21 protein-coding genes are annotated in these 26,635 nt (G+C 45.5%); 14 read left to right on the top strand and 7 right to left on the bottom strand.

What is annotated here, in order from left to right; translation table 11 throughout:
* Positions 1–12: 12 nt before the first annotated feature.
* Entirely contained in the window at positions 13–180 is a 168-nt protein-coding gene (locus MH117_RS21165) for a hypothetical protein (protein WP_239332196.1), read from the bottom strand.
* 422 nt (positions 181–602) lie between these two features.
* Here MH117_RS21165 and mnmL point away from each other — a divergent pair, with 422 nt between their 5' ends.
* The 4 genes from mnmL (at position 603) to MH117_RS21185 (ending at position 3,687) form a co-directional block, all read left to right on the top strand.
* Positions 603–1,568: a tRNA modification radical SAM protein MnmL/YtqA gene (gene mnmL / locus MH117_RS21170; RefSeq protein WP_343224479.1), complete on the top strand. Its 966-nt coding sequence runs from the start codon at positions 603–605 to the stop codon at positions 1,566–1,568.
* Position 1,569: 1 nt separating this feature from the next.
* The gene (gene mnmM / locus MH117_RS21175; RefSeq protein WP_239332200.1) at positions 1,570–2,154 is read left to right on the top strand and encodes a tRNA 5-(aminomethyl)-2-thiouridylate-methyltransferase MnmM; all 585 of its coding nucleotides are present in this window, start codon (positions 1,570–1,572) and stop codon (positions 2,152–2,154) included.
* A 149-nt stretch (positions 2,155–2,303) separates the two neighbouring features.
* Positions 2,304–2,696: a VOC family protein gene (locus MH117_RS21180; RefSeq protein ID WP_239332202.1), complete on the top strand. Its 393-nt coding sequence runs from the start codon at positions 2,304–2,306 to the stop codon at positions 2,694–2,696.
* Between the two features lie 22 nt (positions 2,697–2,718).
* Positions 2,719–3,687, top strand: a complete 969-nt coding sequence (locus MH117_RS21185; RefSeq protein WP_239332204.1) for a type I phosphomannose isomerase catalytic subunit — start codon at positions 2,719–2,721, stop codon at positions 3,685–3,687.
* A 250-nt stretch (positions 3,688–3,937) separates the two neighbouring features.
* Here MH117_RS21185 and MH117_RS21190 read toward each other — a convergent pair whose 3' ends face one another.
* Both MH117_RS21190 and MH117_RS21195 read right to left on the bottom strand, forming a co-directional pair.
* The gene (locus MH117_RS21190) at positions 3,938–4,255 is read right to left on the bottom strand and encodes an ArsR/SmtB family transcription factor (RefSeq protein ID WP_239332206.1); all 318 of its coding nucleotides are present in this window, start codon (positions 4,253–4,255) and stop codon (positions 3,938–3,940) included.
* A gap of 150 nt (positions 4,256–4,405) precedes the next feature.
* Positions 4,406–6,337 (bottom strand): helix-turn-helix transcriptional regulator, encoded by a 1,932-nt coding sequence (locus MH117_RS21195; protein WP_239332208.1) that lies wholly within the window; start codon positions 6,335–6,337, stop codon positions 4,406–4,408.
* 128 nt (positions 6,338–6,465) lie between these two features.
* On the opposite strand from MH117_RS21195, the gene MH117_RS21200 reads away from it, so the two are divergent.
* Positions 6,466–7,299, top strand: a complete 834-nt coding sequence (locus tag MH117_RS21200) for a CPBP family intramembrane glutamic endopeptidase (RefSeq protein ID WP_239332210.1) — start codon at positions 6,466–6,468, stop codon at positions 7,297–7,299.
* Between the two features lie 254 nt (positions 7,300–7,553).
* Entirely contained in the window at positions 7,554–8,747 is a 1,194-nt protein-coding gene (locus MH117_RS21205; RefSeq protein ID WP_239332212.1) for an MFS transporter, read from the top strand.
* Between the two features lie 73 nt (positions 8,748–8,820).
* On the opposite strand, the gene MH117_RS21210 is transcribed toward MH117_RS21205, so the two are convergent.
* Complete coding sequence (locus MH117_RS21210; RefSeq protein WP_239332214.1) at positions 8,821–10,617, bottom strand: B12-binding domain-containing radical SAM protein; 1,797 nt, start codon at positions 10,615–10,617, stop codon at positions 8,821–8,823.
* 181 nt (positions 10,618–10,798) lie between these two features.
* Here MH117_RS21210 and MH117_RS21215 point away from each other — a divergent pair, with 181 nt between their 5' ends.
* From MH117_RS21215 to MH117_RS26735, 4 genes are all read left to right on the top strand, one after another.
* Complete coding sequence (locus MH117_RS21215) at positions 10,799–12,034, top strand: aminopeptidase (RefSeq protein ID WP_239332216.1); 1,236 nt, start codon at positions 10,799–10,801, stop codon at positions 12,032–12,034.
* A 361-nt stretch (positions 12,035–12,395) separates the two neighbouring features.
* A complete protein-coding gene (locus MH117_RS21220) occupies positions 12,396–13,322 on the top strand; it encodes a polyprenyl synthetase family protein (protein ID WP_239332218.1) in 927 nt (308 codons plus the stop codon).
* An 81-nt stretch (positions 13,323–13,403) separates the two neighbouring features.
* A complete protein-coding gene (locus MH117_RS21225) occupies positions 13,404–13,583 on the top strand; it encodes a hypothetical protein (RefSeq protein WP_239332220.1) in 180 nt (59 codons plus the stop codon).
* Positions 13,574–15,943: a sensor histidine kinase gene (locus MH117_RS26735; protein ID WP_239332222.1), complete on the top strand. Its 2,370-nt coding sequence runs from the start codon at positions 13,574–13,576 to the stop codon at positions 15,941–15,943. Before MH117_RS21225 ends, MH117_RS26735 begins: the two co-directional genes overlap by 10 nt.
* Positions 15,944–16,130: 187 nt before the next feature.
* On the opposite strand, the gene recQ is transcribed toward MH117_RS26735, so the two are convergent.
* Complete coding sequence (gene recQ, locus MH117_RS21235) at positions 16,131–17,978, bottom strand: DNA helicase RecQ (RefSeq protein WP_239332224.1); 1,848 nt, start codon at positions 17,976–17,978, stop codon at positions 16,131–16,133.
* A 212-nt stretch (positions 17,979–18,190) separates the two neighbouring features.
* Between recQ and MH117_RS21240 the strand changes: the two genes are divergently transcribed.
* The gene (locus MH117_RS21240) at positions 18,191–19,411 is read left to right on the top strand and encodes an RluA family pseudouridine synthase (protein WP_275444762.1); all 1,221 of its coding nucleotides are present in this window, start codon (positions 18,191–18,193) and stop codon (positions 19,409–19,411) included.
* A 156-nt stretch (positions 19,412–19,567) separates the two neighbouring features.
* Here the strand turns inward: MH117_RS21240 and helD are convergent, their stop codons facing one another.
* A complete protein-coding gene (helD, locus tag MH117_RS21245; RefSeq protein ID WP_239332226.1) occupies positions 19,568–21,925 on the bottom strand; it encodes an RNA polymerase recycling motor HelD in 2,358 nt (785 codons plus the stop codon).
* A gap of 495 nt (positions 21,926–22,420) precedes the next feature.
* Here helD and MH117_RS21250 point away from each other — a divergent pair, with 495 nt between their 5' ends.
* From MH117_RS21250 to MH117_RS21260, 3 genes are all read left to right on the top strand, one after another.
* A complete protein-coding gene (locus tag MH117_RS21250; RefSeq protein ID WP_239332228.1) occupies positions 22,421–24,595 on the top strand; it encodes an anthranilate synthase component I in 2,175 nt (724 codons plus the stop codon).
* A gap of 289 nt (positions 24,596–24,884) precedes the next feature.
* A complete protein-coding gene (locus tag MH117_RS21255; RefSeq protein ID WP_239332230.1) occupies positions 24,885–25,310 on the top strand; it encodes a GNAT family N-acetyltransferase in 426 nt (141 codons plus the stop codon).
* Positions 25,311–25,412: 102 nt separating this feature from the next.
* Positions 25,413–25,667: a YciI family protein gene (locus MH117_RS21260; RefSeq protein ID WP_239332232.1), complete on the top strand. Its 255-nt coding sequence runs from the start codon at positions 25,413–25,415 to the stop codon at positions 25,665–25,667.
* 82 nt (positions 25,668–25,749) lie between these two features.
* Here the strand turns inward: MH117_RS21260 and MH117_RS21265 are convergent, their stop codons facing one another.
* Positions 25,750–26,544 (bottom strand): GNAT family N-acetyltransferase, encoded by a 795-nt coding sequence (locus MH117_RS21265; RefSeq protein WP_239332234.1) that lies wholly within the window; start codon positions 26,542–26,544, stop codon positions 25,750–25,752.
* Positions 26,545–26,635 lie beyond the last annotated feature (91 nt).

Consider the following 26,635-nt stretch of genomic DNA (forward strand, 5'->3'; position numbering starts at 1 on the left):
AACGCTTAGCCTCTACACTTCAAACTTGCGATCAATGGCATGCTTCAGCTTACGTGTCGCGTCGCTCTTCACCTGAGGCTGATCATTAAAACGCTGACCAGACAGCGCCAATGCCTCCTTAACAGTTAGTTCAACCGTAACCTTCTCTTCTCCACGCGGAATAACGATACTTGGATTCATTATCCTTCACCTCACTAATCGTTGCTTTCCTGTTATTCAGTATAGACAGGTCATGCAGCGGATATGCCAAAAAAAGATCAATGAAAACGGTTAACACATTGCTGTTATGCGATTTTAATGTAACATGAAATGTAAGCTTTTTCAAGCCTAACTTCGCTTTTATTATCGTTTCTGATACAATAAAATAAGCTAAGGATGCCGTTTCCAACCTACTGTGAACAGGCGTGCGCAAGTACGTACTTCTGATGATTTCCAGATCAGCATGCCGCTTTAGGCTTTATGTGAATGTGCTATCCACGGCATTTTCATCTGAACAGAACACTCCGCTATCCGCTATTTGTACCTGTATGGACGGTAGCGAAGACAGCCGCACCTTCATCGCGGACTTGATATACGAAAGGGCTTGCTGAAAGTTGAGACCAATATACGAGACAGAACTATTAGATTGTGAACTTTCTCCCCTGCATTGGGGAGACAAACGTTTTCATACATGGAATTACGAGATGCGCGAGCAGTTTGGCAACAAAGTATTTAAAGTCATGCTTGATGCTGGTTTTACCTGCCCGAACCGCGACGGTGCAATTGCAATTGGCGGCTGCACATTCTGCAGCGCTCGCGGCTCCGGCGACTTTGCCGGAAAGCGCCGCGATGATCTTGTTACGCAATTTAACACAATTCGCGACAAGCAGCATGCCAAGTGGCCAAATGCCCAATACATCGGCTATTTCCAAGCCTATACGAACACGTATGCGCCGGTTGAGACGCTGCGTGAGTATTTTGAAGTCATCTTGGAGCAGCCTGGAGTTGTCGGCTTGTCTATCGCCACACGTCCAGATTGTCTGCCCGATGACGTTGTAGAATATTTGGCTGAGCTCAATCAACGCACGTATCTCTGGATTGAGATGGGGCTGCAGACCATTCATGAGTCCACATCAACGCTAATTAACCGCGCGCATGATACACAGTGTTATTTGGAGGCAGTCGAGAAGCTGCGCAAGCATAACATTCGAATCTGCACACATATCATTTACGGTCTTCCTCAGGAAAGTCACGAAATGATGTTAGATACGGCGAAGGCCGTCGCCCAGATGGACGTACAAGGCATAAAGCTCCATTTGCTGCATCTGATGCGCAAAACGCCGATGGTCAAGCAGTACGAGGCTGGCCTGCTTCGGTTTTTGGAGCAGGATGAATACGTGAAGCTTATCGTCGATTCACTTGAGATTTTGCCACCTGAGATGATTGTGCACCGTGTAACAGGTGATGCGCCTCGCGACCTGATAATCGGCCCAATGTGGAGCCTGAAGAAGTGGGAAGTGCTTAACTCGATTGATGCAGAACTGAAACGACGCAACACATGGCAGGGCAAGTTATGGAGGGGCGAATAAGATGGGATTCTTATCCGTGCTGAGCTATGCCCAGCAGATCGTCAAAGAGCGCGTCCACCCTGGCGACCTCGTCGTGGATGCAACGATGGGTACGGGCGTGGATACGCTGTTCCTCGCCCGCTTAGTTGGTGAACGCGGTCACGTTGCCGCGTTTGACATCCAACATGAGGCGCTCGGACTCACCGAGGAGCGCCTGCACGCTGCGCTTGGCGTCGATGGCGCCAAGCATGTGGCCTTGCGCCATGCGAGCCACGCTGGCATGGCAGCCCTGCTGCCGCCCTCGTGGCTTGGGCAGACGGCTGCCGTCATGTTTAACTTGGGCTTTCTGCCTGTGGCAGAAGCCGACAAGTCGGTCATGACGGAGCCGGACACGACGCTGAGCGCGCTTGAGGGCGCGCTCAGCCTGCTGCGCCCAGGCGGGGTGCTCAGCGTCGTGCTGTACCCAGGCCACGATGGTGGCGATCGCGAAGCGGCCGCTGTAGAAGCGTGGGCAGAGCAACTTCCCGCGCACGCAGGACAAGCGGTCGTGTACCGTATGGTCCAGCGTCAACACGCACCTTACGTAATCGCGATTGAGAAGCGCTAGTATCCATCCAAGGTGTATATTTTAAGGCATTAAAATAGAGAACAAATCTATAATATGAACACTCTTTTTCGCTTTTCCTTGATTAATATAGAAGATATACAGTGTGATAATGGAACATTTTCTATTCAAGCCGTAAGGAGATGGAGTAGATGACTGTACGCAAGCTAGAGCATACTGGCATTATGGTCGGTGACTTGGACGCATCCATTCAATTTTACACGCAAGTGATTGGTATGACTCTCAAGGACATCGTGAATCATTCTAACGGTGTGATTCGCCTTGCCTTCCTTAGTTTTGAAGGACAAGAAAGCATTGAACTTGAGCTGATCGAGGGATATAACGGTCAACTGCCTGTTGAAGGAAAAGTCCATCATTTAGCGTTTACCGTAGATGACATTGAGTCTGAATTTAAGCGTATTCAAGCAATCGGTATCGAACTTATCGACCAAGAGATCGTCACACTTCCTAATGGAAGCCGATACTTCTTCTTTAAAGGTCCTGAGGGAGAATGGCTTGAAATGTTCCAATCAACAAGAAATTAGACTACGCATGGGAGTGAAGAGCATGATTACACCATACCCGCTTAAGTTTCAACCCGAATTCAAAGAACGTGTCTGGGGCGGACGCGCATTAGAGCAGTTCGGCTTAGCCTTGCCTGAAGGTCATATCGGAGAAGGCTGGATGATCGGAGACCATCCGAACGGTATCACTCGTGTTGTCAATGGCGAACTGGCTGGCAAAGGTCTGGACGATGTTCGCGAGCAATACGGCAAGGAATGGTTTGGAACAAAAGGCTTTTCCGAGAAAAATGGTCGTTTCCCATTATTAATAAAACTGCTTGATTGTAATGATGACTTGTCCGTTCAGGTTCATCCAACTGACGAGTACGAGGGCTTGCCGCAAGGTGAACTTGGCAAAACAGAGATGTGGTACGTACTAGATGCCAAGCCGGATGCCAAGATTATTTATGGCTTAAAAGAAGGCATCGATCGTGAAGCGTTAGCAAAAGCGATCGCTGAGGATCGTATTATGGAAGCGCTGCAAGAAGTTCCCGTTCAAGCAGGCGATTCCTTCTACATCCCTGCTGGCACGATCCATGCCCTTTGTGCTGGCGTGGTTGTAGCTGAGGTTCAACAGAACTCTGACACCACGTATCGTTTGTATGATTACGACCGTCCTGGACTTGACGGCAAACCGCGTGAATTGCATATCGAAGATTCCCTTAACGTGATTGCTTATGAGGGGGCAGGTGCTTCCCGTATGAAGACGGACGATGCACAGCCTAACGAGTGGCTCACGCTTGCACAATCTCCTTACTTTATCGTGGAGAAAGGAATCGTCACCGCAGAGTGGGCTTTGACGACTACATCGGAGAGCTTTGTGATTCTGGTCGTGTGCGAAGGAACAGGGACACTACGCTGGACAGATGGCTCCATTGAATTCCGTTCAGGAGAGTGCTTCTTGCTTCCAGCAAACCTGGGAGAATACTCACTGGATGGCAATTGTACTGTATTACGTTCAGTAGCTCCTTAACTGCACGTATCACCTTGTAATCTTCATGCACATGCGGCATGTTTTGCAGTTGCATTTATTGTACTTACAAGAAACAGAAGCCTATTTCTGGCTTCTGTTTCTTTATTTACTCCGTTATAAAATTTCTCAACTATGAAACTTTATTTCCAACTCCAGGCTTCATAGCTATTCAATTGAGTTCGCATAAATGGAGCAGCGAAGCGTTCAAAAAAGCAGGACACATCGTGCCCCGCTCCATTCGAAACTAACTTCATACTATCGGATTCTTTTGTTCATAATGAAGGATAATGGCCAGTAAACCAGGGAAACGATCATCCAGATCTTCAATTCGTAGAGATACGAATCGCAGCGTTCCTTCTACTCTTGTTCTCATAATGCCCGCTTCTCTCAGCACTTTAAAGTGATGTGACAATGTAGACTTTGGCAAGGCGAGCTCAAATCGTCCGCAGGATAACTCCGGCTCTATCATGAGACGACGCACCATCGTTAATCGAATGGGGTCGCTTAGCGCATAAAATACACGCTCTAATTCAATATCCTTGCGCTCTGGGTGAAATAATGTTCTCATATTTATATTATACGCCTCTCTCATTAGTCATTCAAATGTTCGAGTAGATACAAACTTATATCATTTATGGCCAATCGTACCTGAAACTGCAAGCTGCAATGCTGCATTTCACTTGTGTAGGTCCACTAACTATATGATAAGATTAAACATTTAAAGTTTAATCTTTCTGATCAAACGAGCATCTCGACCAGCATTTGCTGCAGATTGACGATCACTGACACCTAATTTGGCATACAGACTCGAAATATAGTTGCGTATCGTTCCCTCTGACAAAAATAATCGCTCCGCAATCTGCCGATATTTCAAACCCTCAGCCAAACTATCCAGCACTTCACGTTCCCGTTCCGTCAGACCATAAGGATCAACTGCTGCATCAGGCGCATAATCGTATTGAAATTGCTGTTTATTTGCCCGAAGTTCCCGCAGTTCTTGCATCATAGAGCTAGCCAAATCAGGAGATAGCAGCGTACCTCCGTTATATACTAAGCGAAGACTTGCAAGCAATTCCTTAGGGTGGATAGACTTAAGCAAGTACCCCTCAGCCCCAGCCTCAATAGCCTGTGCCGCACTATCAATCTCATCCAATGTCGTCAGCAGCAGTACTTTAACCTGAGGATAATATTCTTTAATAGCGACCGTGCAGGCTAATCCGTCCATACGCGGCATTCGGACATCCATCAGCACAACATCTAGGAAATTGGGGACTTGCGCTTCAGATAGATTCGGAATGGATGCCGCCATATGATGCACTTGCTCTACAACGTGCACCCCATCTGTCGCAGTAGCTACAACTTGAATATCCTGCTCTTGCTCACATAGGTAATGCAAGCTTTCCCGAATTAACTGCTCGTCATCGGCTATGAGAATACGAATTGTGCTGCCCTGTTTAACTTGACTTAACAGAGGTAGCGTGCAAGCAAGTGTAGTCCCCTGATCCAGACAGGATTCTACACGAAGTTGTCCTCCATAAGCTTGTAATCGGTCTCGCATCGCTGTCAGACCAAAGCCAAAGCGCACTTCTTCAACACCTTGTCCGTTATCTCGCAAAATCATCTGCAGTTCACGCTCACCATACTCCAGCAAGCAGTGAATATGAGTAGCTCGTCCGTGCTTCACGGCATTGGTCATCGCTTCTTGAGCACAGCGAAGCAGCAGGTTCTGATGAGCAGAAGCTAATACAACCTGCTCGCCCGTAATCCGCAAATGAACGTGCAGCCCTGTCTGTGCGACCATATCATCACCTAAGCGCCTTATGCTTGTTTCCAGATCAATCTCCTCATCATGCCCTGCAATTCCGTGAATATGGCTTCGAATAGACGAAAAGTTAAGTCTTGCGTGATCTAAAATAACATCCAGCCGTTCTTGTGCAAGCATAACGTCCGTAACGATTGCACTCTTCACTGTTTCCAATCCCATTAATAGCGACACATGGGCATGGCCCACCGTATCATGAAGTTCAGCAGCCATCCTGGATCTTTCCTCCTGAACCGTCAGCTGTTCCACTTGGGCTGCATACTGTTGGATGACACGATATTGTTGGTGATTATGCGCAAGCAGTTGCTGCAGCCGTTCCTGACTGAACAATAACATGTTAAAGCCGATGCCAATACCAAACAAGATCAAGTGGTTCATCATTTGGTCCATACTTTGCAGCACCGACAGTTTACCACTCCATATTCCAATGAACGGGAATAAGATTACGATCGGGCCTGACCAACGAACAGAAGATGTTGTTGACAGAAATCCGGCCGTTAGAGCTACAAGCACCATGTTATCGATATAATTCATCATCGATACATGCATCAGTATATTAATACCACCAAAACAGATTATTTCCGAGGCAATAAATCGTTCTGCTTGAATCTTTCCTGGTCTCCAAAATAGAAAAGGAACAGCAACAGACAATATATATAACCCGATAGAAGGCCACTTAGGCGGGGCAATCATATCCGTTAAGACGTACACATACACAAATCCGGATATGACCCAAAGCAGAAATAATCCATACAAAGCCCAGTCGATCCACTGCCAGGATCGATTCTGTATGATGCGATCCGGCAACTTGATTCGAGTTTGTTTCATCTACAGACTACCTTTCCGACAAAATCATACTTTTATATGATTGCTTTCCGATATGTATCACTACACATCCTACTCCTATTTTAATACGCTAGTACAGCATACAAAAGAAAAAAATTGGAGGAACAAATATGTTTACACAAATTACAGATCAAATGAAGGCCATCATCTTTACAATAGTAGTGCTGCTGCTAGCTGTAGTTTTTGCATTACTACCGAATGTGAATTCACTCGTCTACATGCTAACCCCCACGCTGGCTGCGCTAATCATGATGTTTGTGTTTACTCGTGATGGCTTCAGCCGTGCTGGTTGGGCTGCATTAGGCTTGCATCGTTGGGGCTTCAGGGGTTACATGCCTGCCTTCTTCATCCCGCTGATTATAGCCTTTATCAGCTTTACTCTCGCATGGTCTTGCGGATTGATAAAGATTCAGCTTCCCGAGCAGTATGGAGGGGCACCATGGGCTGTGTTCCCAATCCTGATACTCCTCACTTTTGTAATTAATGTACTGACGACATCTTTAGGCGAAGAACTAGGTTGGCGAGGATATTGGCTGCCGATTTTAGTAAGAGTATTAGGAGAAAGACGAGCTTATGCTGCCAATGGCATCATTCATGGCCTATGGCATGCTCCTATTCTGCTTATGACACCCATCTATCACGCTGAGCAGCAGCCTCTTCTTGCCATGCTGCTGCTTATTGTGAATTGTATAGCTCTTGCTCCACTCATTGGCAGCCTAAGGCTTCGGACCAACAGCATCTGGCCAGCCTCCATTTTACATACGACGCATAACCTGACTTGGAATGTGTTGATGAGCATGACAATACCACAATCCGCCCTCTCTTCCTATATCAGCGCCGAGAACGGTTTAATTACAGTTGCCTGTTATACGATAGCAGCCTCTGCTGTTTATTATCGCATATATAAAAAGACATTGTTCACACAAGACACCACCGTTCACTAGTTATATAAGCGATTCCCGATGTGATAAACCACTAACACTTCCCCCACGTAAGTGTCCCTACAATCGTGTGTAATAAGACTGCCTGTTCCACCAGGCAGTCTCTATTCCCATATCCGATAAAACCTAACCAAACAATCAAAGCGTTGACATCTAAACATCGTTCGAATAAAATCGAATTATCGAACAATGAGTGTGCACCTCTTGTTATAACTTCTCGCGGTTAAACCGGTTTTTATGTCAAAGGAGTCTTTTATATGAAATCGATCATCTGGATATTGTTTGCTATTATGTTTGTCATCGGTACGGATACCTTTATTGTATCTCCGCTGCTCCCTTTGCTTGATGCCAAGTTAGCGATTCCTATAGAGCTCTCAGGCTGGCTTGTATCGGCCTACGCAATCGGGTACTGTGTTACTGCTTTATTTGCAGGCCCCTTGTCGGACCGATGGAACCGTAAATCCTCGTTAATGATTGGGCTTGCCGCATTTGCTCTGTTTACTGCGGGCTGCGGACTAGCCTTCAACTTTTGGAGCTTGTTCCTATTCCGTCTTCTGGCAGGGATTAGCGCAGCTTTCGTATCACCACAAGTGTGGGCATCTATTCCACAACTCGTCCCTCAACATCAGACCATGCGCGCGATGGGCATAACAAGTGCTGGGCTTGCATGCGCCCAATGCTTCGGTGTCCCGCTTGGCAGCTACCTTTCTGCTTCGCACTGGCAGACACCATTTGTGTTTATCGGCGTGTTGGCGCTGCTGCTGATCGGCATCGTATACGCACAATTCCCTAATTTACCTGCACAAATATTAACATCGGGACATGCTGTCAACAGCATAAGCCGCATGTACCATGAATTACTGCGTAAACCCCATGCCATTAGATGGTTTGCTGGTTATTTCATATTTACGATGGGGATGTTCGCCGTTTTCTCCTTTATCGGCCATTGGCTTACGGATACATATAAACTTACTGTCTCTCAGATTGGCACCTTTGTGCTCGTTATTGGTGCTGGGAATCTGATCGGCAGCTTACTTGCATCTCACGTCGCCCAGCATGGATCACGTCGACGGGTCATATCCTTACTTATTACAGGTATGATCGCAGGATTTATCGTTGTGGCATACAGCACTTATCTGCCACTTGCTGCAAGTGCTTACTTTGCACTGACTGCATTAGGCGGCATTCTGTTCCCGCTGTTGATGATGATGCTGCAATCCTTGCATTCCGAAGCTCGTGGCATGATCGCTGCCCTGGCTAACGCCATGATGTATGGCGGCACGACGGTCGGTGCAGCCTGTGCAGGCATCCTCTATACGGTAGGCAGTGGCTTCACCACTATTATTTGGTTTACCATGGTGTGCTATCTCATTGCCTTAATTTTGTTCCGCACGAAAGATGATATTTCCGTATCCAACATTTCATTATCAAAAGTTTCTCTAAAAGTATAACTGCAACGCAGTCCATGAGAACAGGCCTGCCCTAATTGACATAGGAGCAGACCTGTTTGACTATATAATCAGCTTACTTCAGTACGAGATTATGTTCCGGCACAAAGAACAACAGCGGTTTCTCATCTTCCGTCTGTTGGTATAACACGATCACGATGGTGGACGTCTCATGCTCAACAGTCTTTTTGTTAGAATTCACAGCTTCAGCATTATCTAAAGTCATCCACTGCAGCGCGTCAAATGATAGACGTTCCACAACAGCATGCTTATGAAGCTCTTTCTCACTTAATCCAAGACTCGCAAACACGCTGGACACTTGATCTGGTTGCTGGGCTGCGTAACGTAATACATTGGCGGCTTCGTCTTTTGACAACGATACATCCCACCATATTTTACGCGGCTTGTACTTATGGTTCATAAAGTAATCCAGCTTCATCAACCCAAGCGCAACGGATGTCTGTTTTAATTCCCGCTCCTGCAAGAAGCCCCGAAGTCGCACAAATAAATCTTCTAGCTGATGGCCGATCTTCTGCCAGCCTTTGGACTCCCAATAATCACCGAACGCCTGAAAGAAATCAAATGGTGAATCAAACTCCCGTTCCATCAGATGTTCCATCGTATAGTCCATGCGATGTGAATTCCAATATTTCTCCAGCACATCTTCAAGCCTCTTTAAACGAACCACATCATCAAAAGGCATCACGTTATTGCTTAACATTTCATAAGGTGCATGGTCCATATAAATATATCCATACTTCTCTGCATCTCGTCTTAGTCCCGTTCCCCGCAGCATTTTTAAGAATCCAAGCTGCAGTTCCTCCGGTCTTAACGCAAACACATCATTAAACGTTTTACGGAATGTGTCATAGTCTTCAAGCGGCAATCCGGCAATTAAATCCAAATGCTGATCGATTTTCAGACTATCCTTCACTTTGTTCACTGTACGTGTCAGCTTCGCAAAGTTCTGACGACGCTGTACCAATTCGTTAGTCGAATCGTTCGTAGATTGTACACCAATTTCAAATCGGAATATGCCTGGAGGCGCATTCTCTGCCAAGAAATCCAGTACTTCAGGTCGCATAATATCAGCCGTAATCTCAAACTGAAAAACACAACCTTGGTGGTTGTCAATCAGAAATTGGAACATTTCCATTGCATAGTCACGTTTAATATTAAAGGTACGGTCCACAAACTTAATCAGATTTGCCCCGTTTTCAATCAAGTATAAAATATCAGCCTTCGTTCGCTCCATATCAAAATAACGCACGCCTACTTCAATACTGGACAAACAGAACTGACAGCTGAATGGACATCCACGACTGGTCTCAAAATAAACTACGCGTTTACCGAGCTCACCAATATCCTCCTTAAAGCGATGAGGGGACGGGATTTCATTCAGATCCAACTTGGGACGAGGCGGATTAATAGCAACTTTGCCGTGCTTGTCCCGATATGCAAGTCCAAACACAAAGTGGTATTTTTGATCTGTGCTCATCTCACGCAGCAGATGTAATAATGTTTCCTCCCCTTCGCCCACAACGATGAAATCAACATCCGTTACTCTTTCCATCCAATATTGAGTGTCGTATGACACCTCAGGACCCCCGAGGAGAATCCGAACGTCCGGACGAACCTTACGCAGCATGCTTATCACTTTAATCGTCTCTTCAATATTCCATATATAACACGAGAAACCGATCACATCCGCATTTCGCTGGTACAAATCAGATACGATGTTCATCACCGGATCCTTTATCGTGTACTCTGCCAATTCTACGTCAAATTCATGCTCACAATGCGCCTTCAAGTACCGGATCGCAAGCGAGGTATGAATATACTTTGCATTTAATGTCGCTAATACAACTTTCATAATTTCTCCTTTCTGCTAACAGCAGCCCTTCCCATTATAACCATTTGCATCAATTAATTCGACAATCGCTGCGATTATGTCCAAACACCAAAATTTGTAGATTTCAAAAGTCTGTTTTGATTGAGATCGTAAAATGGTTTATATTTGTAACACAGGTCAATTATTAAAGGAGGATTTCCCAATGACTGCATCATTTGAACACAACTTAAAAAAATATGCGAATCTAATCGTAAAAGTAGGCGTAAACGTTCAGCCAGGACAAGATGTATACGTAACCGCGACTACTGAAGTTGCTCCGCTTGCCCGCCTGGTAGCTCGCGAAGCCTATGAAGCCGGCGCAGCCAACGTTCATGTCGACTGGGTTGACGAGGAATTGTCCCGCTTAAAATATGAGAAAGCAGCAGATGAAGTGTTTACGGAATACCCAGAATTCGAGGCTTTAAAACGAAATACATTTGTCGACAAGCGTGCCGCATTCGTTGCAATTGTCTCATCTAACCCTGACTTGTTAAAAGGCATCGATCCGCAGCGAATCGGTAACTTCCAGAAAGCATCCGGCCAAGCACTTGATCATTATCGCAAAGCCGTTCAATCTGACAAAGTAAGCTGGACAGTCGTTGGTGCTGCTAGTGTAGACTGGGCTGCCAAAGTATTCCCGGATTCAAGCCCTGAAGATGCAGTAGATAAGTTATGGGATGCCATCTTTGCCTCTGTACGCCTCCATGCGGAAGATCCTGTACAAGCTTGGGCCGACCATAATACTACCTTACATAAGAAAGTCGATGTTCTGAACGGCCAGCATTTCCATAAGCTGCATTACCGGGCTCCAGGCACAGATCTGACGATTGAGCTGCCAGAGAAGCACCTATGGGTTGGCGCAGGCAGTACTAACGAGCAAGAAGTTCCGTTTATGGCGAACATGCCAACGGAAGAAGTGTTCACAGTGCCGTTTAAGGAAGGTGTTAACGGCTACGTGTCCAGTACGAAACCGCTCAGCTATGGTGGCAATCTAATTGACAACTTTAAGCTGACGTTTGAGCAGGGCCGGATTGTCAAAGTAGAAGCAGAACAAGGTCAAGAAATTTTGCAGCACCTTGTGGATACAGACGAAGGTTCGCATTATCTGGGGGAAGTTGCACTTGTTCCACATCACTCCCCGATCTCAGAGTCGAACATTTTGTTCTACAATACGTTATTTGACGAAAATGCTTCCAATCACCTTGCGATCGGCAGTGGTTATGCATTTAACGTAGAAGGTGGCAAAAAAATGTCCAGTGAGGAGCTAAGCGCTAACGGCGTAAATAACAGCATCACACATGTGGACTTTATGATCGGCTCAGCCGAGATGGATATCGACGGTATCTTGCAGGATGGTACAGTCGTGCCTGTATTCAGAAAAGGCAACTGGGCTATTTAATAGAATCATTATGCATAAAGCGGCAGAGCCTTCAGGCTTCTGCCGCTTATTTAATTGCCGGGGACAGGTAGATGGAACCGCCAACACGGATCGATCTCTGATCATGCTGTGAGTTTCATGACAGGCTTCAAGGAAGCTAATTAAACGTTATTTAACGGTTAGTATTCAACAAAGCAAGGGCGTCAAGCTCCTGACTTCTCCCTTTAATACACTTTCAATTGGGACGAAGCTGGATAAGAACTATTTCACTTAAAATGTTTATCGATATCATTTTTAATAACAGCTCTTATTCAGTTGCCTGTTTTTTCTTTTGTAGTTATTATTATCATTAGTAGTATAGTATCAATTGTGGAGGTGAGACATGGAAATAGAACTAGTGAGAATGAAAGAGGAACTGTACGCATTGATCGACGATTTTTTTACAGATTCGATAAGATTATATGCGCGTCGTTTCTTGGATGACAAACTAAAAGAAGGTACTCATTTTGGTTTGTTGACCATATTCCACTATCGGATGTTTGGGGGAGAAGGAGAACTGATTTATAAAGCTGGCGCTGCTATGGAATTGTTCATGCTTAGTTATGATATTTTCGACGATGTACAAGACCAAGACGCCTCACATAAGTCCTGGATGCAGATTCCCCAGCCCTTGGCCATTAATGTTGCAATTGGATTATTGAACTTGGGACATTATGCTCTACAGTCTAGTTCTATAGACTTGGAACGTGTTCGTTTAGTCGCTAATCTGGCGCATCGTCATTTGTTAGCTGCTGTGAATGGACAGACGATAGACCTTATGAACAGCGTTGTGGATATGGAATCATACATGGACATGATTGAACAGAAATCTGCTTCAATGTTGATTATGGCGTGTACGACAGGAGTACTGCTTGCTACAGGAGAATACAATACTACCGTCGAGACCTACGCAAGAGAAATGGGCTTTGGAGCCCAATTGTTTAACGATTACCGTAATATGATTCGCTGGGAACACTCCAGTGATATCGCTTCAGGTAGAAGGACGCTGCCAATTCTAATTCTGTTGGATGAGCTTCACAAAGCAGAATACTTAAGCGAAGCACAATTCAACAAGCTTCCAGAATATATAAGCAGCGAACCGTTCAGAAGCGAAATTATTCGTCTATTTGAGAACGCTGATGTTGAAATGTACATTGATGTCCTTCTCAGAACACATTATTTCCAATGCATGGAGCACTTTGATTTCTTATCTTTGCCTGATTCCAGCAGAACCTTATTTATTAATTATTTTGTTAATGGTCTAAAGTAAACCGCATCCGTTAGTTGGAGCAAAAGTAACATCTCTAGCGTCCAATAAGATTAAAAGTATTTATAAAATGGAGGTATTTACATGTTATTAAACATTATGAAGGAACTTAAAAACGATACTGGCAAAATGGAATTGTTTATGACTGGACAGCTGCAGTTTGCAGGAATGTCAGCGAGTCAAGAGCGAGCGCTCAAAGCTTCTTTGAATACACACAAGGAGGCTAGAGAGAAATACTCATTTGGGTTCTGGGCGTGGGCGTAAAAAGAAAATTCATTAACTGGATAGATGCGCTTTTTTTTATTGTTCTACTGTTCGTTATCATTCATCTCGTCAATGTATCATTAGCTAATGCTAAAATAGGGCTAATCGTGACCCAATCTTCAGGAGAATATCGGATTACCGAGGTGTATCCATTTGATCAAGCTGATCAAAATAAGATACAAGTAGGGGATATATTACTTGAAGTGAATGGCCGCGATGCAGGTGAGCATTACTATGTTGAAAAGTACAGAAGTGTAGAACAAGCTGACACATTACTCATTCAAAAACAAAATGGCGAAATCCAGGAAATACATATTAACAATAAAAACTGGCTGGATAACATTAATACAAACACCTTGTTTTTTACCATCATTGTACCTGGCTTATTTTTATTCGTTTTTCTTCTAATGTCTTTTATTGTGTACGTCAAAAAGAAAGATGATAATGCAGCCAGACTACTTATTCTTTTCTTTATTTCTGTCGGCATGATCTATTTTGCTTCTCCTGCCTCTGGCAGACTAGACCTCGTGGGCAAGCTGCTTATGTCCTTACTACCTCTTTGTTTCTGCATATATATGTATTTCATGAACGTGTATCTTGCTCGCTTCAAAATCAAATTTGTCAAACCAGTGATTATTCATACACTTACTGCTATTGTAGCCACACAATGTATTCTTAGTGGTTTATTTATGGTGGACACTATCGAGTTCGACATTATTTGGATGATCAACCCGATCTTTTTAGCTTTGATCGCGGTTAGTTATTTGATCTGTTTGTACCGACTAATCATCATATTTAAGCGATATCGATACACAAAACTCAATCCGTTATTTAAATTTATGCTTGTTGCCCATGCGGCGTCTTTTATCCCTTTTGTATTAAGTAATGTTATTACGCTATTTTTCTTTAAAGTCCAACTGCTTCCCGCCTTTTTCAGCACCTTGTTCCTGTTGGCGTTGCCCGTAAGCTATCTGTATTTATTTACTTCAAATCGTTTATTCGATATTGATTTTATGCTTACAAGGTTTAAGTACTACACCGCATTATCCGTATTACCTGCACTTGGCGTCCTGCTCTTTATAGCGGTAATTCTTAATATTGAGTATGACAAGACGTGGGTTCAATGGTTTCAGATCTACGTAGTCATTCATATCGGGTTCACGCTTTTTCTTTACCTCAAAGAGCTTATTGATTATAAGTTCCGCCCCAAATTTTTTAAACAGATGTATAGCTACCAGGACAGTCTTGACCGCTTCTCCCGTTCGATGGCACGTGTCATGAAAAAAGACGACCTGATTCGTGCCATTGAACAAGAAGTGTCAATCATGCTGCCTTATTGTAAATATCAGTTTTTAACGGTCAACAGCGATCACCAGAGCGTGACTCCAGTTCCCTCTAGTGACGTTGACCAAGCGATCTCAAAAGCACTGTTAGCAAGCGCCAATACTTTTCAAATCGCTGATGTGATCACGATGCCGCATGGTGTCGCCTTAATAATTGGCAAACGAAAAGATTGTCTGTATGTACTTTGGATTGGAAATAAAAATAACCGTACCTTATTTAATGTGGATGAGCTTCAATGGCTGAAGACCATTGCTAACTACACCAGCATTGTGCACGAGAACTTGTACTTTCTTGAGAATCTAATGGAGCAGCTAGAAGAAGAAATGAGTCAAGCACAGTCTGCTGCAACATCTCCTTGGCTGCTTCGGCTCTTGTTCCTCCTGTCCGAGAATGAACGACGTCGACTAGCTTCAGATCTCCATGATTCAGCTCTACAGGACCAACTCATCTGGTACAGAAGACTTGAAACTTTTATGGTAGACAATAAGATGTCTGTACATATGCACAATGAGCTGTACCAGATCAAAGAAGGATTGCTCGACGTCATCCATCAGATTCGTGAAACGTGCAATGAATTAAGACCTCCGTTAATCAACGAGCTCGGCATTGTAGAGGCGATACAATCTCTGACGGATCACCTGCAGCTTCAAGTGAACTTCGCTGTCATTCTACAGAGCAAGCCCGTGGCGGCAAAGCTGAGCGAAGAACAGATAACAGCAGTTTATCGAATTATGCAGGAATTATTGCGTAATACAGAAAAGCATGCGAAAGCGAATCAGGTCATTATTGATATCGAGGAAATCGATCGTCATATTCATCTTGCTTATAAAGACGATGGTATTGGCATGAACCTCGAAAACATGCAATCATCATTTAGTCGTATGGGCTTATCAGGAATTCGTGAGCGAGTGATCAGTCTGGAGGGGAAAATTGAGTTCCATTCTGAAGAAGGTGCAGGCTTCAGTGTACATATGATAATACCGATCAGCTTATCAAACCGACGAGAAGAAATGTGACTATCAATGTGATTATCGTTGATTCGTATCTGATCAGCTAATGAAGAAGGACCCGGCGATTCGGGTCCTTTACTTGTAGGTTGAGGGTATTGGTTAATAGTTGATAATCAGAGCTCATTATGCCCCCCTTACAAAGATGAAAAGGAAGTTCACTATTGCCAGACAACCGCTCATTGAATAGATATGCTCATTCGACTATTTCTTCCCAGTCGCCACGCTCATCTTGCTCCGCTTCTGAATCCTTTAACTGCCGGAACAGTTCCAAGAACGGCATTCCAAACTTCTTGATCTTGGCTTCCCCGACACCTTTCACCTTTAAGAAAGCAAGCTCTGTCGTCGGACGTGTCTCTGCCATCTCGCGCAGTGTGCTATCATTAAAGACGATGTACGGCGGCACATTCGCTTTGTTGGCAATGTCACGACGCAGCAGTCGAAGCTGCTCAAACAACGTCTCATCCACCGCAGCTGACGCCTTGGGTTTAAGCGAGCTGGCAACTCTCTGCATGACCTTGAGCTGCCCTTTCAGAACATCTGCGGCCGGTTGAAGCAGCCGGACAACCGGATACTGGCCTTCGCTAAGCTGCAAGTATCCATCTGCAATCAATACGTAGATCAAGTCTGCGATCGCCTTATCGGTTAGATGACGCATCTCACCATGAGTAGACAGCGTATCAAATCGATAGTCGAGTACTTTCTTGTTCCGTGATCCTTTGAGCACAGAGGCAACCATCGAGACACCAAATCGCTCTCGCATCCGATAAATACATGAGAAGATCTTCTGCGCTTCAACGGTAATGTCTACCTCTTCACGCTCATCTTTGCAGTTGCCGCATACGCCGCAGGGGATCTCGTTCTCCTCACCGAAGTACTTAAGCATATAAGTCTGCAGACAGCCAAGCGTATAGCAATAGTCGATCATTGATTGCAGCTTCTTATACTCATGTGCCTTACGTTCAGGCAACGATTCACTCTGCTCGATAAAGAACTTTTGTGTCTGTATGTCCTGCGGATGGAATAACAGCACGCATTCACTAGGCTCACCGTCACGCCCTGCACGCCCCGCTTCTTGTACATATGCCTCCATATGCTTCGGCATATTGTAGTGCAGGACATAACGTACGTTCGACTTATCGATACCCATGCCAAATGCATTTGTCGCCACAATGACCCGAATGTCGTCATAAAGGAAGGCTTCCTGCATTTTGGCCCGCTCGTCGTCCGATAAGCCTGCGTGGTAACGGCCTGCAGGAACGCCTGCCTTCTCCAGCATCTCGTGCAAATCCTCCACTTCCTTACGGGTGGAGGCGTAGATCACTCCTGACTGACTAGCCCGCTGCTTGACATAGTTAAGCGTGAATTCTTTGCGATTCTCTCCGCGCAGCACGGTAAAAGCAAGATTATCCCGCTTGAAGCCGGTAATCACCAGCTCGGGCTGGCGCAGCTCCAGCAGGCGAATAATGTCTTCCGTCACTTCAGGCGTCGCGGTCGCCGTAAATGCCGCCACGAGTGGACGCTCGCCAAATTCATGCGCGGCAAGCGCGCGCACAAAAGGTGCGATTGCTCGGTAACTCGGGCGGAAGTCATGCCCCCATTGCGAGACGCAGTGGGATTCATCAACTGCGATGAAAGAAATTCGCAGGGAGGCCGCCCGTTCACGGAACCAATCGCTTTCAAGCCGCTCAGGTGCTACATAGAGCAGCTTCAGTTTCCCTTGTTCCGCCTGACGAAGAATACGGTTTACCTCGGCAGCTTCTTGTGTGCTATTAATAAATGCGGCTTCAACACCTAACGTATGGAGCGCATCTACCTGATCCTTCATCAGCGAGATCAACGGCGAAATAACCAATGTCAGCCCGTGCTGAAGCAGTGCCGGGATTTGGTAGCAGATCGACTTACCTCCACCCGTCGGCATAATACCTACTGTATCCTGTCTATTTAACAAATGCTCGATAATGAGTGTCTGGCCTTCCCGGAAATCTTCATATCCATAAATACGCTTAAGCGTGTCCCGTGCATCCATCATCGTTAATGCCATTGCAGCAATCTACTCCCTTTGTTCAAGATCCCGTATATCACGATCCAGTTGTGTATGTTGTTAGTATACCATGTGAGTACTGCTCGTGCAGGGCTAATCAACTCCACTTAAACTTAGAAAAAAGCAGGCTTTAGCCATCTTATAGCGGTTGTTCGCCCTTTTTGATATGATAGGAATATTAAATTCGGTTACGAATGAGGAGCTATCCATCTATGAAATCACAGCGTCAGCCAAGAAAGACCAACCACGCTAACAAATCCACTGCCCAACGGCAGCCTAAGCATGGATCAAACACATATACAGCATCATCGAACTCTAACGCTAAGAGCAAGTTTGATTACGCAGCAGCACCTTCGAGGAACGATCGCTCATCTGCCCAACAATCTGCTGGGGCTCCTGGCAAGCAAGCCCATTCCTCTGCCAGACACACAGCCGCCAACAAGGGTGCACGGTCTGCTTTTGAATATTCGACTAAGCCAGTTCCAGCTTCTGCCTCCAAGCATAAAGCAGACAACAAGCGCCAAGATAAACCTGCCACGGCACCTATAAAGTCAAAGTCCTATGAAGTCAAGCAGCAAGGCGAACTTCTTGCTTTCCTGTTGGAACAGATGTCCGGTTCTGGACGCAACGCCGTCAAGGCGATGCTTGCGCGTGGTCAAATAGCGGTTAACGGTCGGGTAACCAAGGCCTACAACTACAACCTTGAGCCCGGGCAGACCGTTATCGTCCGTATAGGCCGCGCCCCAGAAGAAGTGCCAATGATTGGCTTGCGCATCATCCATGAAGATGATGATGTCCTTATTATTCATAAGGATGCTGGTTTGTTGTCCATTTCTTCGCATAATGACTTTCCAGGTGATGAAGTGACGGCTTACCGCCAGCTGATGGCTCATGTTCGCAAATCAGGCTCAAACAACCGAGTATTTGTTGTACATCGGCTTGATCGCGATACGTCGGGGGTTATGATGTTTGCAAAAAGCGAACATGTACAGCAGACGCTGCAGCAATCGTGGCAGGATACGGTTCAAGAGCGTACCTATATTGCGCTTGTAGAAGGCGCTGTAAAGAAGCCTGAGGGTACTGTAAAATCATGGCTCAAAGAAACCAAAACGCTTAAAATGTACTCCAGTCCATTCGCGAATGATGGCCAGCTAGCGATTACGCATTACAAATCACTGCAAACGAATCGCCATTATTCTCTATTAGAGGTAAACCTGGAAACCGGCCGCAAAAATCAGATCCGTGTCCATATGCATGATATCGGGCATCCAATTGTAGGCGATAAGAAATATGGCGCCAAGTCCAAAACCATTGGACGTCTTGGACTACATGCTCGCGTCTTGGCGTTTAAGCATCCGACTTCAGGCAAGCTGATGCGCTTTGAGACAGATATCCCTAAAACATTTACCAATCTGTTTCGTGAAGAACGGTAATTCATAAGCGTATAATTGAAATAAGCCTGGCAGTTCACCTGCCAGGCTTATTTCTAGCTCGAATTCTTCGTAAGATCATCTTAAACCAAACTATAACACCAAACGCAATCGTTAATATGCATCATATCCCACTCGCAGAAGCCTAACAGTTCACTACTAATTTCCTTCTACGTGTACGTAGCTGTCTTCACCAACTTCATTAATAAATGGGCTTCGCTCCCCCGTATAATACATGTAGAGTTCATGCATGGCACGGGTACATGCGGTATAGAACAGTTTTCGTTCTCCTTCTTGGGCGTAATGTTCAGCGGATGTGTTATATACAAGCACAGCATCGAACTCCACACCCTTAGCCAAATACGAAGGGATAACCAGCGTCCCGCGCTCAAAAGAAGCTGTGTTCTTGCCGATGAGTCGAAGCTGAACCAGATCCTTCAGCGCCGCATGCGCACGTTCACTTTCAGCAGCCGTCTTGCAGATAACGGCGATAGACTGGTACCCTTCCGCTTGAAGTGATTGAATACGCTGAGCTATATTCTTTATTAGTGCTGCTTCATCGGGTACCTTCATTAAGGTCGGCTTCACACCGTTCCGATTAAACGGCTGGATCACCTCGCCGCCTTTAATCAACTGCCGCGTGAATTCGACGATCTGCCTTGTTGATCGATAGCTCTGCGTTAATACAAAGGTCTCTGTCTCGCCATCGTCATAATGCTCCTTGATCGCTTGCAACCCACTACCTGAACCTGCATGCGTAAAGATGGCTTGGTTCAAGTCGCCAAGCACTGTCATCCGGCTGCGCGGGAACATACGCTTCACAAAGAAGTATTGATAAGGCGAGTAATCCTGTCCTTCGTCAATAAAGACATGGCGGATTGACGTATTGACGTGTACACCTTCAATTCGCCCTTGAAGATCAAGATAAGGCGTTGTATCCTCATAGAGCAGAATACCAGCATACAGACGTTCTGTCGTCATCCGGGTAATACCCGCCCACTCATTTGGCAGCTTTGACTGCAAAGAAGCGGCTATACGAGTATTCTCGAACAACTGCATGTAAATGCCTTGCAAATCGATAAACATCAATTTTTTAACCATATTTCGCAGCGGTTTTAACGCATCCTGAACAATCTTAATCGCCATCAGTTCCTGTTCACGATCAAAATCATCAAAGGTATCCTCTTCAGGCGTACTTCCGCGTCTGCGTCGAAGTTCTTGATGCGCCCACAAGTAGTCCTCTTTTTCCAGCAGCTCCATCTGTTCTTCTACCCATGGTTTTTGAGTCTGCGTTCGAGAATATGCCTTTAACTGTTTGAGTATCCAATCCTTCAGCATATCCACCCGATTCGGAATTGAAATCGCCTGACTATACGAATAGAACAGCTCACATAATCGTTCAGCAGAAACAATCACATCATCATGGAAGTAAATAGACTTAAATATCATACCTTCTCGCCCCAAATACTCCACATATCGTTCGATCGTCTCCATAAAACTGACGGAAGATTTATAACTGACAGCAGCCATTCGCACACCGTAAGCAGCATCATCTCTGGCTGAATGCTCATATTCCAGCAAATCAATCGGATCTTCCACTGCAAAGAAGGGACTTAAGCGGTGATCCAAAAACTCCTGATAAGTAACCTGCTGCATATTTTCCTCACCAAGCTCTGGCAGCACCGTTGATACATAATGGTTAAACATCGGGTTAGGGGAAAATAACACAATTTGTTCCGCACTGAGCGTCTGACGATAACGATACAGGAGATAAGCAACACGCTGCAATGCAGCCGAAGTCTTACCACTACCCGCTGCACCTTGCACGACAAGCAGTCTGCTGTGTTCATTGCGAATAATGCGATTCTGCTCACTTTGGATCGTAGCTACGATACTCTTCATTTGAGAGTCTGCCTGTTTCCCCAACACTTCTTTAAGCAGTTCGTCGCCAATTGTCACACCCGTATCAAACATGCTGCTGATGCGACCATTACGAATAATAAACTGCCGTTTTAATTGCATCTCACCATCAATTGCTCCACCAGGCGTCTCGTATTTGGCTGGGCCTGGCGGGTAATCGTAATACAAGCTGGATACTGGTGCTCGCCAATCATAAATTAGGAACTCCATTCCACTCTTATCTAATAATGAAGCAATGCCAAGGTACACCTTATCCGCACCTGGCTCGCCCGTCTCCTTAAAATCAATGCGGCCGAAATAAGGCGACTGCTCCAGCCTTGCCAATGTCTTCATCTGCTTTTGCGCATGACGATGGCTCCGTTCCCGCTCGGACATCAGCTCGGCTTGCTGCTTAATGCTCGCTGCCGTCTCAGCGGCTTCATCACCGTCCTCAAAGTTAACGGTTACGTCGTCCCAGAACGTCTTTCGGATGTCTACGATATCCGTTCTCACGTCACTTACTTGATGCCCCAGAACTTCAATACGATCATGGATTTCAGCCACAATACGATTGACGCGTTCCTGCTCGTTCAGCCACTCTTGATTGTCTGTACTCATGTCACCGCTCCCTTTATGTTAATAATTACATACTGTTTGACAAAGCATTATTTCTGTGGTAATCTATTATTAGATAATAATGCTTAAATCACTCAACAATAGACAATAAGTACTCCCATCTTAGCATATGAGTGGGCTAGCTTCAAGCTATTGTTAGCATTTCCCAGATGAATTAAGACATCGTTTATTAATAACAGGCGAAGACTTTATGTCTTCGCTTTTTTTGATGTTCGGAACAGCTTTCCTTTGACGAACTCGACCTTTTTCATTACAATGAGATAAATCTTAGTATAGAAAGCTAAGACAGGCATGAAAGCGAGCGAATTCGGCAGTTGACTGTACGATGTGCAAGCCGTTCATGCAGGATACCAGTTGAGCAGAGTAGAGCAGAGAGAACGTTGAGATGAGTTGAGTCGAGCAAAGTTATATATTTATCTACGCTAGGGGATTCTTCTTCTCAGCTCTCTTCTCCACATTTTAAGGAGGAAGAGACAGATGAGCATTCACTTTCCATTATCCGCACAGCAACACAATTATGTTACCCACGGCGGCGTTCACGTTACCCGTCATTTAATTCCGACTGAAATTGAGGCATCCATCACAAGAATAGTGTCTCGGATCGATCAGGTTCGAGGTGCTTTGTTTACGAGTGGTTATGAATATCCCGGACGTTATTCGCGTTGGGATATCGGATTTACTGATCCACCACTGGAACTGCGTGCCTCTGGCAAGCAGTTTGAATGTCGTGCGCTTAATGCACGCGGTTGTGTACTCCTTGACATCATTCGCCCTCACCTTGAACGGACATCTGAACTAACAATTAAATCAAATACCGATAGCACCATTCTCGGCACTATGGAATCGGCTGAGGAAGTTGTATTTGAAGAAGAACGGACACGCCAGCCCTCCATCTTCATGCTGATGCGTCTCTTCAAAGACATATTTCACTCGCCTGAAGACTCCCACCTTGGCTTATATGGTGCCTTTGGATACGATCTTGTGTTTCAATTTGAGTCTTTGCGCTTAAAACATACACGTTCCGACACCCATACAGACCTTGTACTTTACGTGCCCGATGAGATTGTTATCGTCGATCGACATATCGGCCAGGCCTATACGCTTTATTATGATTTCGCATTTGAGGGGCTCACAACACAGGATATGGAACGAGCAATTGCCAATGATATCACTGGTACAGATGCTCACATTCCCTCACCACAGCCTTACCAGCCAGGAAAATACGGGCAACTCGTCGAAGAAGCTGTCCATGAATTCCGAGCGGGCAACTTGTTTGAAGTGGTGCCCTCCCATACGCTCGTTGAGCCTTATCATGACAAACCTTCCGAAGTATTTAAACGGTTAAATGCGATTAACCCCAGTCCTTACGGATTTTTTATCCATCTGGGACATGAGCATCTGGTTGGATCATCACCCGAAATGTACGTGCGCGTAGAAGGAAATCGGGTTGAAACTTGCCCGATCTCCGGTACGATTAAGCGTGGTATATCTCCGCTAGAAGATGCGGAGCAGATTCGTACCTTGCTTAATTCCAAGAAGGACGAAGCGGAGCTAACGATGTGCTCAGATGTAGATCGGAACGATAAGTCACGGATTTGTGTTCCTGGCAGTGTCAACGTAATTGGCCGACGCCAGCTGGAAATGTACTCCCATTTGATCCATACCGTAGATCATATTGAAGGCAGACTATTGCCGGAATTTGATGCCTTAGATGCGTTTATGACACATATGTGGGCGGTTACAGTTACAGGCGCTCCCAAGCGTGCCGCGATCCAATGGATCGAAGACCACGAAGCAGACGCGCGCGGCTGGTACGGCGGTGCTGTCGGCATGTACACGTTTAACGGCAATCTGAATACGGGTCTGACACTCCGTACCATTAGGATGAGTCACGGTGTTGCCCAAGTGCGGGTAGGAGCTACCCTGCTGTATGATTCCATCCCTGAAGAAGAAGAACAAGAAACACTTGTAAAAGGTGCTGCCCTCATTCAGGCTATCCGCGGTACTACAAAAGTGAAAAATGCTGAACAAGAGGACAATTTAACGGGTGTTGGACAGCGTATTTTGTTTGTTGACCACGAAGATTCCTTTGTCCATACGCTCGCCAGCTATTTCAGGCAAACAGGCGCTGAAGTCATAACGGTCAGAACCAAACACGCGCAGCAGCTGCTTCGTCAAAATAATACCTTTGATCTTGTTGTCCTGTCGCCAGGACCTGGGACACCGAGCGACTTTGATCTTCACACGACAATACAGTTGTGCGCGGATCGCCTGCTGCCGATATTTGGCGTTTGCTTAGGCTTGCAAGGGATTGTCGAATACTTTGGCGGTCAACTAGGTGTTCTGGACTATCCACAGCACGGTAAACCGGCATGCCTGTCTATTACGCAGCGTACTCCGCTCTGGGATGGGCTGCCGTCCAGCTTTAAGATTGGCCGCTACCATTCACTGTACGCCGCACAAGTACCTGAGTGTTTGCAGGCTACTGCCATGGCCGATGACGGAGTTGTGATGGCAGTGGAGCACAAGGAGCTGCCCATCGCGGCCGTCCAATTCCATCCGGAATCTATTTTGACCATGTCTGGTGCCGCGGGGCATAGGATCGTGTCAAACGTAATGGCGATGCGCCGCACAGCAGTACAGGCGAACTAAGTCACACAGACGGACACAAAGCACAACTATCAGCATGTAAGATCATTTAAGATAAACCGTAAAAACTAGCAAAAGGAAACACAAAAGAGCGGGTCTGCCCCGTTTTCTTTTGTGTTTCTTTTACTCCTTTTTATTGATAGCTGAAAGAGAAATTAATGCTGTACTCCCGAGTGCGCGTACCTTGCTTATTTATCCAGCCTCACCATTGCTTTATAATAATCTTATGGACAAGTTTCAATCCAGAAAAGGATAATGTTCCATCAATTGATCTACCTATGGAGGGTATAATATGGATTCAGCAAACAGCAAGATAACCGTACTATACGAAGCTCCCCAACCTGAAGAATACTTACAATTAAGAGCACAGACTGGACTTAGCCTCAAATCGCTTGATGGAGCAAAAATCGGATTAGCCAACTCCATTTTTGCTGTTATTTTACGCCAAGAGGACAAGCTAATCGGGATGGGAAGAATAATTGGAGACGGCGGCTGCTTTTATCAAGTAGTAGACATTGCAGTTGATCCTGCGCAGCAAGGCCAAGGATTAGGTAAGCTGATTATGAACGAAATAACGACATATTTGGACATCCATGCACCTAAAGGCGCATATATCAGTCTACTCGCTGATGTTCCAGCCGACCAACTGTATAAGCAATTTGGCTTTGACTATACGCAACCAAAGTCTTTAGGGATGTATAGACTCATCGCATTATAAGGCGGCTGACTGATAGCCGCTTTCCTTAAGTGCACTGCACAACCATCCCATTTAAGCTATAATAGTCTAATGAATCTACTAGTATCAAAGGAGAGCGATCATATGGCTTACTTTGCAGCAGTATTGGACATGAAAGACGAATCCAAAAACTTGACGTTCCGTCCGCATCATTTAGAGTACTTAGCTACGCTCAGCGAACAAGGAAAAGTACACTTAAAAGGTCCATTTAAAGACGGTTCCGGCGGCATGGTGATCTACATAGCAGATTCGCTAGAAGAAGCTCAGCAGCTTGCCGAGAACGATCCTTATGTAGTTGAAGGTGTACGCAGTCTGCATCTCCGAGAATGGGGCATTTAACATGAACGCAAAGAGGACCGTTTAGCGGTCCTCTTTTATTTATGACAGATAGCATTGGGCTAGTACAGTACTAAAAAGTCCTTTAATTAGAAACCTTTGTAATGACCGTATAGGCGTTTGCGTGAGAAAAGCTGAGCTTTTCAGCCAGGCGCATCGATGATTTGTTGTCTATATTACATTCCCAACGCGGCATTAGACCTTGACGCCAACTATGCTGTATGAATGCCGCTGCAGCAATACGACCTAGACCTAGTCCACGGAATTCCGGATGTGTCGCAATATCTACTTCTACATAGGGATGTCCAAGGAAGATTGCCGTACATTCGCATACGATTCGTTCCTCGTAAGTAATAACATACCCGAAGCCTTTTCGTAAAAATCGTGTGACAGAACCCCAATACTCTTCGTAATAAGCAGCCTTAAACATCAAGCTCTCTTGTATCGTCTCCGGTGTTATACGCTTAAGCCCAAAACCTGCCTCCACATATGCGGGAGGAAATGAGTCCAGCTTGTGACGCAGCACATAAGAGGCTCTGCGGTGCCTTTCGCCGTTATCCCCCATCATATCGGTCAGCACCCGCTCCCATTCCGGTGATGAAACAAACACTGAAAAACGCTTGTTGGAATCTCGATATCGGTACGTATAAAGGCTGTTCAGCCATGCATACACATGGTGATCTGCCGCATTCCCCAATACAGCAAATAAACCGCTCTTTGTACCAATTACCGCCGTTGTTGGATTTAAGTTGTCATTTACCCAGACCGAACCTTCAATATTGTCATGCAGCACGGCATGTACGAGAGAAGGAACATACGTCATCTGTTCAATTAGAGGCTGCAAGAGCCGGTGAAGCGGCTTGGCGTCCAACAAAATCATGATGACTCCCCTTTTTATGAGCAAAATATGGAAACTTTTTATATGAATTATTATAATGTATTTTATAGTCTATCACCACTTCATATACAGG

Origin of the sequence: Paenibacillus sp. ACRRX (genome assembly GCF_022346885.1) — a bacterium.
GTDB lineage: Bacteria > Bacillota > Bacilli > Paenibacillales > Paenibacillaceae > Paenibacillus_B.

Bases quoted from the DNA above. Each gene is read 5' to 3' on its own strand.
- MH117_RS21165 (WP_239332196.1), bottom strand. From the start codon at position 180: ATGAATCCAAGTATCGTTATTCCGCGTGGAGAAGAGAAGGTTACGGTT.
- MH117_RS21200 (WP_239332210.1), top strand. From the start codon at position 6,466: ATGTTTACACAAATTACAGATCAAATGAAGGCCATCATCTTTACAATA.
- mnmM (WP_239332200.1), top strand. From the start codon at position 1,570: ATGGGATTCTTATCCGTGCTGAGCTATGCCCAGCAGATCGTCAAAGAG.
- MH117_RS21210 (WP_239332214.1), bottom strand. From the start codon at position 10,617: ATGAAAGTTGTATTAGCGACATTAAATGCAAAGTATATTCATACCTCG.
- MH117_RS21240 (WP_275444762.1), top strand. From the start codon at position 18,191: ATGAAATCACAGCGTCAGCCAAGAAAGACCAACCACGCTAACAAATCC.
- MH117_RS21265 (WP_239332234.1), bottom strand. From the start codon at position 26,544: ATGATTTTGTTGGACGCCAAGCCGCTTCACCGGCTCTTGCAGCCTCTA.
- MH117_RS21220 (WP_239332218.1), top strand. From the start codon at position 12,396: ATGGAAATAGAACTAGTGAGAATGAAAGAGGAACTGTACGCATTGATC.
- MH117_RS21250 (WP_239332228.1), top strand. From the start codon at position 22,421: ATGAGCATTCACTTTCCATTATCCGCACAGCAACACAATTATGTTACC.
- MH117_RS21255 (WP_239332230.1), top strand. From the start codon at position 24,885: ATGGATTCAGCAAACAGCAAGATAACCGTACTATACGAAGCTCCCCAA.
- recQ (WP_239332224.1), bottom strand. From the start codon at position 17,978: ATGGCATTAACGATGATGGATGCACGGGACACGCTTAAGCGTATTTAT.
- MH117_RS21260 (WP_239332232.1), top strand. From the start codon at position 25,413: ATGGCTTACTTTGCAGCAGTATTGGACATGAAAGACGAATCCAAAAAC.
- MH117_RS21185 (WP_239332204.1), top strand. From the start codon at position 2,719: ATGATTACACCATACCCGCTTAAGTTTCAACCCGAATTCAAAGAACGT.
- MH117_RS21190 (WP_239332206.1), bottom strand. From the start codon at position 4,255: ATGAGAACATTATTTCACCCAGAGCGCAAGGATATTGAATTAGAGCGT.
- MH117_RS21225 (WP_239332220.1), top strand. From the start codon at position 13,404: ATGTTATTAAACATTATGAAGGAACTTAAAAACGATACTGGCAAAATG.
- MH117_RS21195 (WP_239332208.1), bottom strand. From the start codon at position 6,337: ATGAAACAAACTCGAATCAAGTTGCCGGATCGCATCATACAGAATCGA.
- MH117_RS21180 (WP_239332202.1), top strand. From the start codon at position 2,304: ATGACTGTACGCAAGCTAGAGCATACTGGCATTATGGTCGGTGACTTG.
- MH117_RS21205 (WP_239332212.1), top strand. From the start codon at position 7,554: ATGAAATCGATCATCTGGATATTGTTTGCTATTATGTTTGTCATCGGT.
- MH117_RS21215 (WP_239332216.1), top strand. From the start codon at position 10,799: ATGACTGCATCATTTGAACACAACTTAAAAAAATATGCGAATCTAATC.
- helD (WP_239332226.1), bottom strand. From the start codon at position 21,925: ATGAGTACAGACAATCAAGAGTGGCTGAACGAGCAGGAACGCGTCAAT.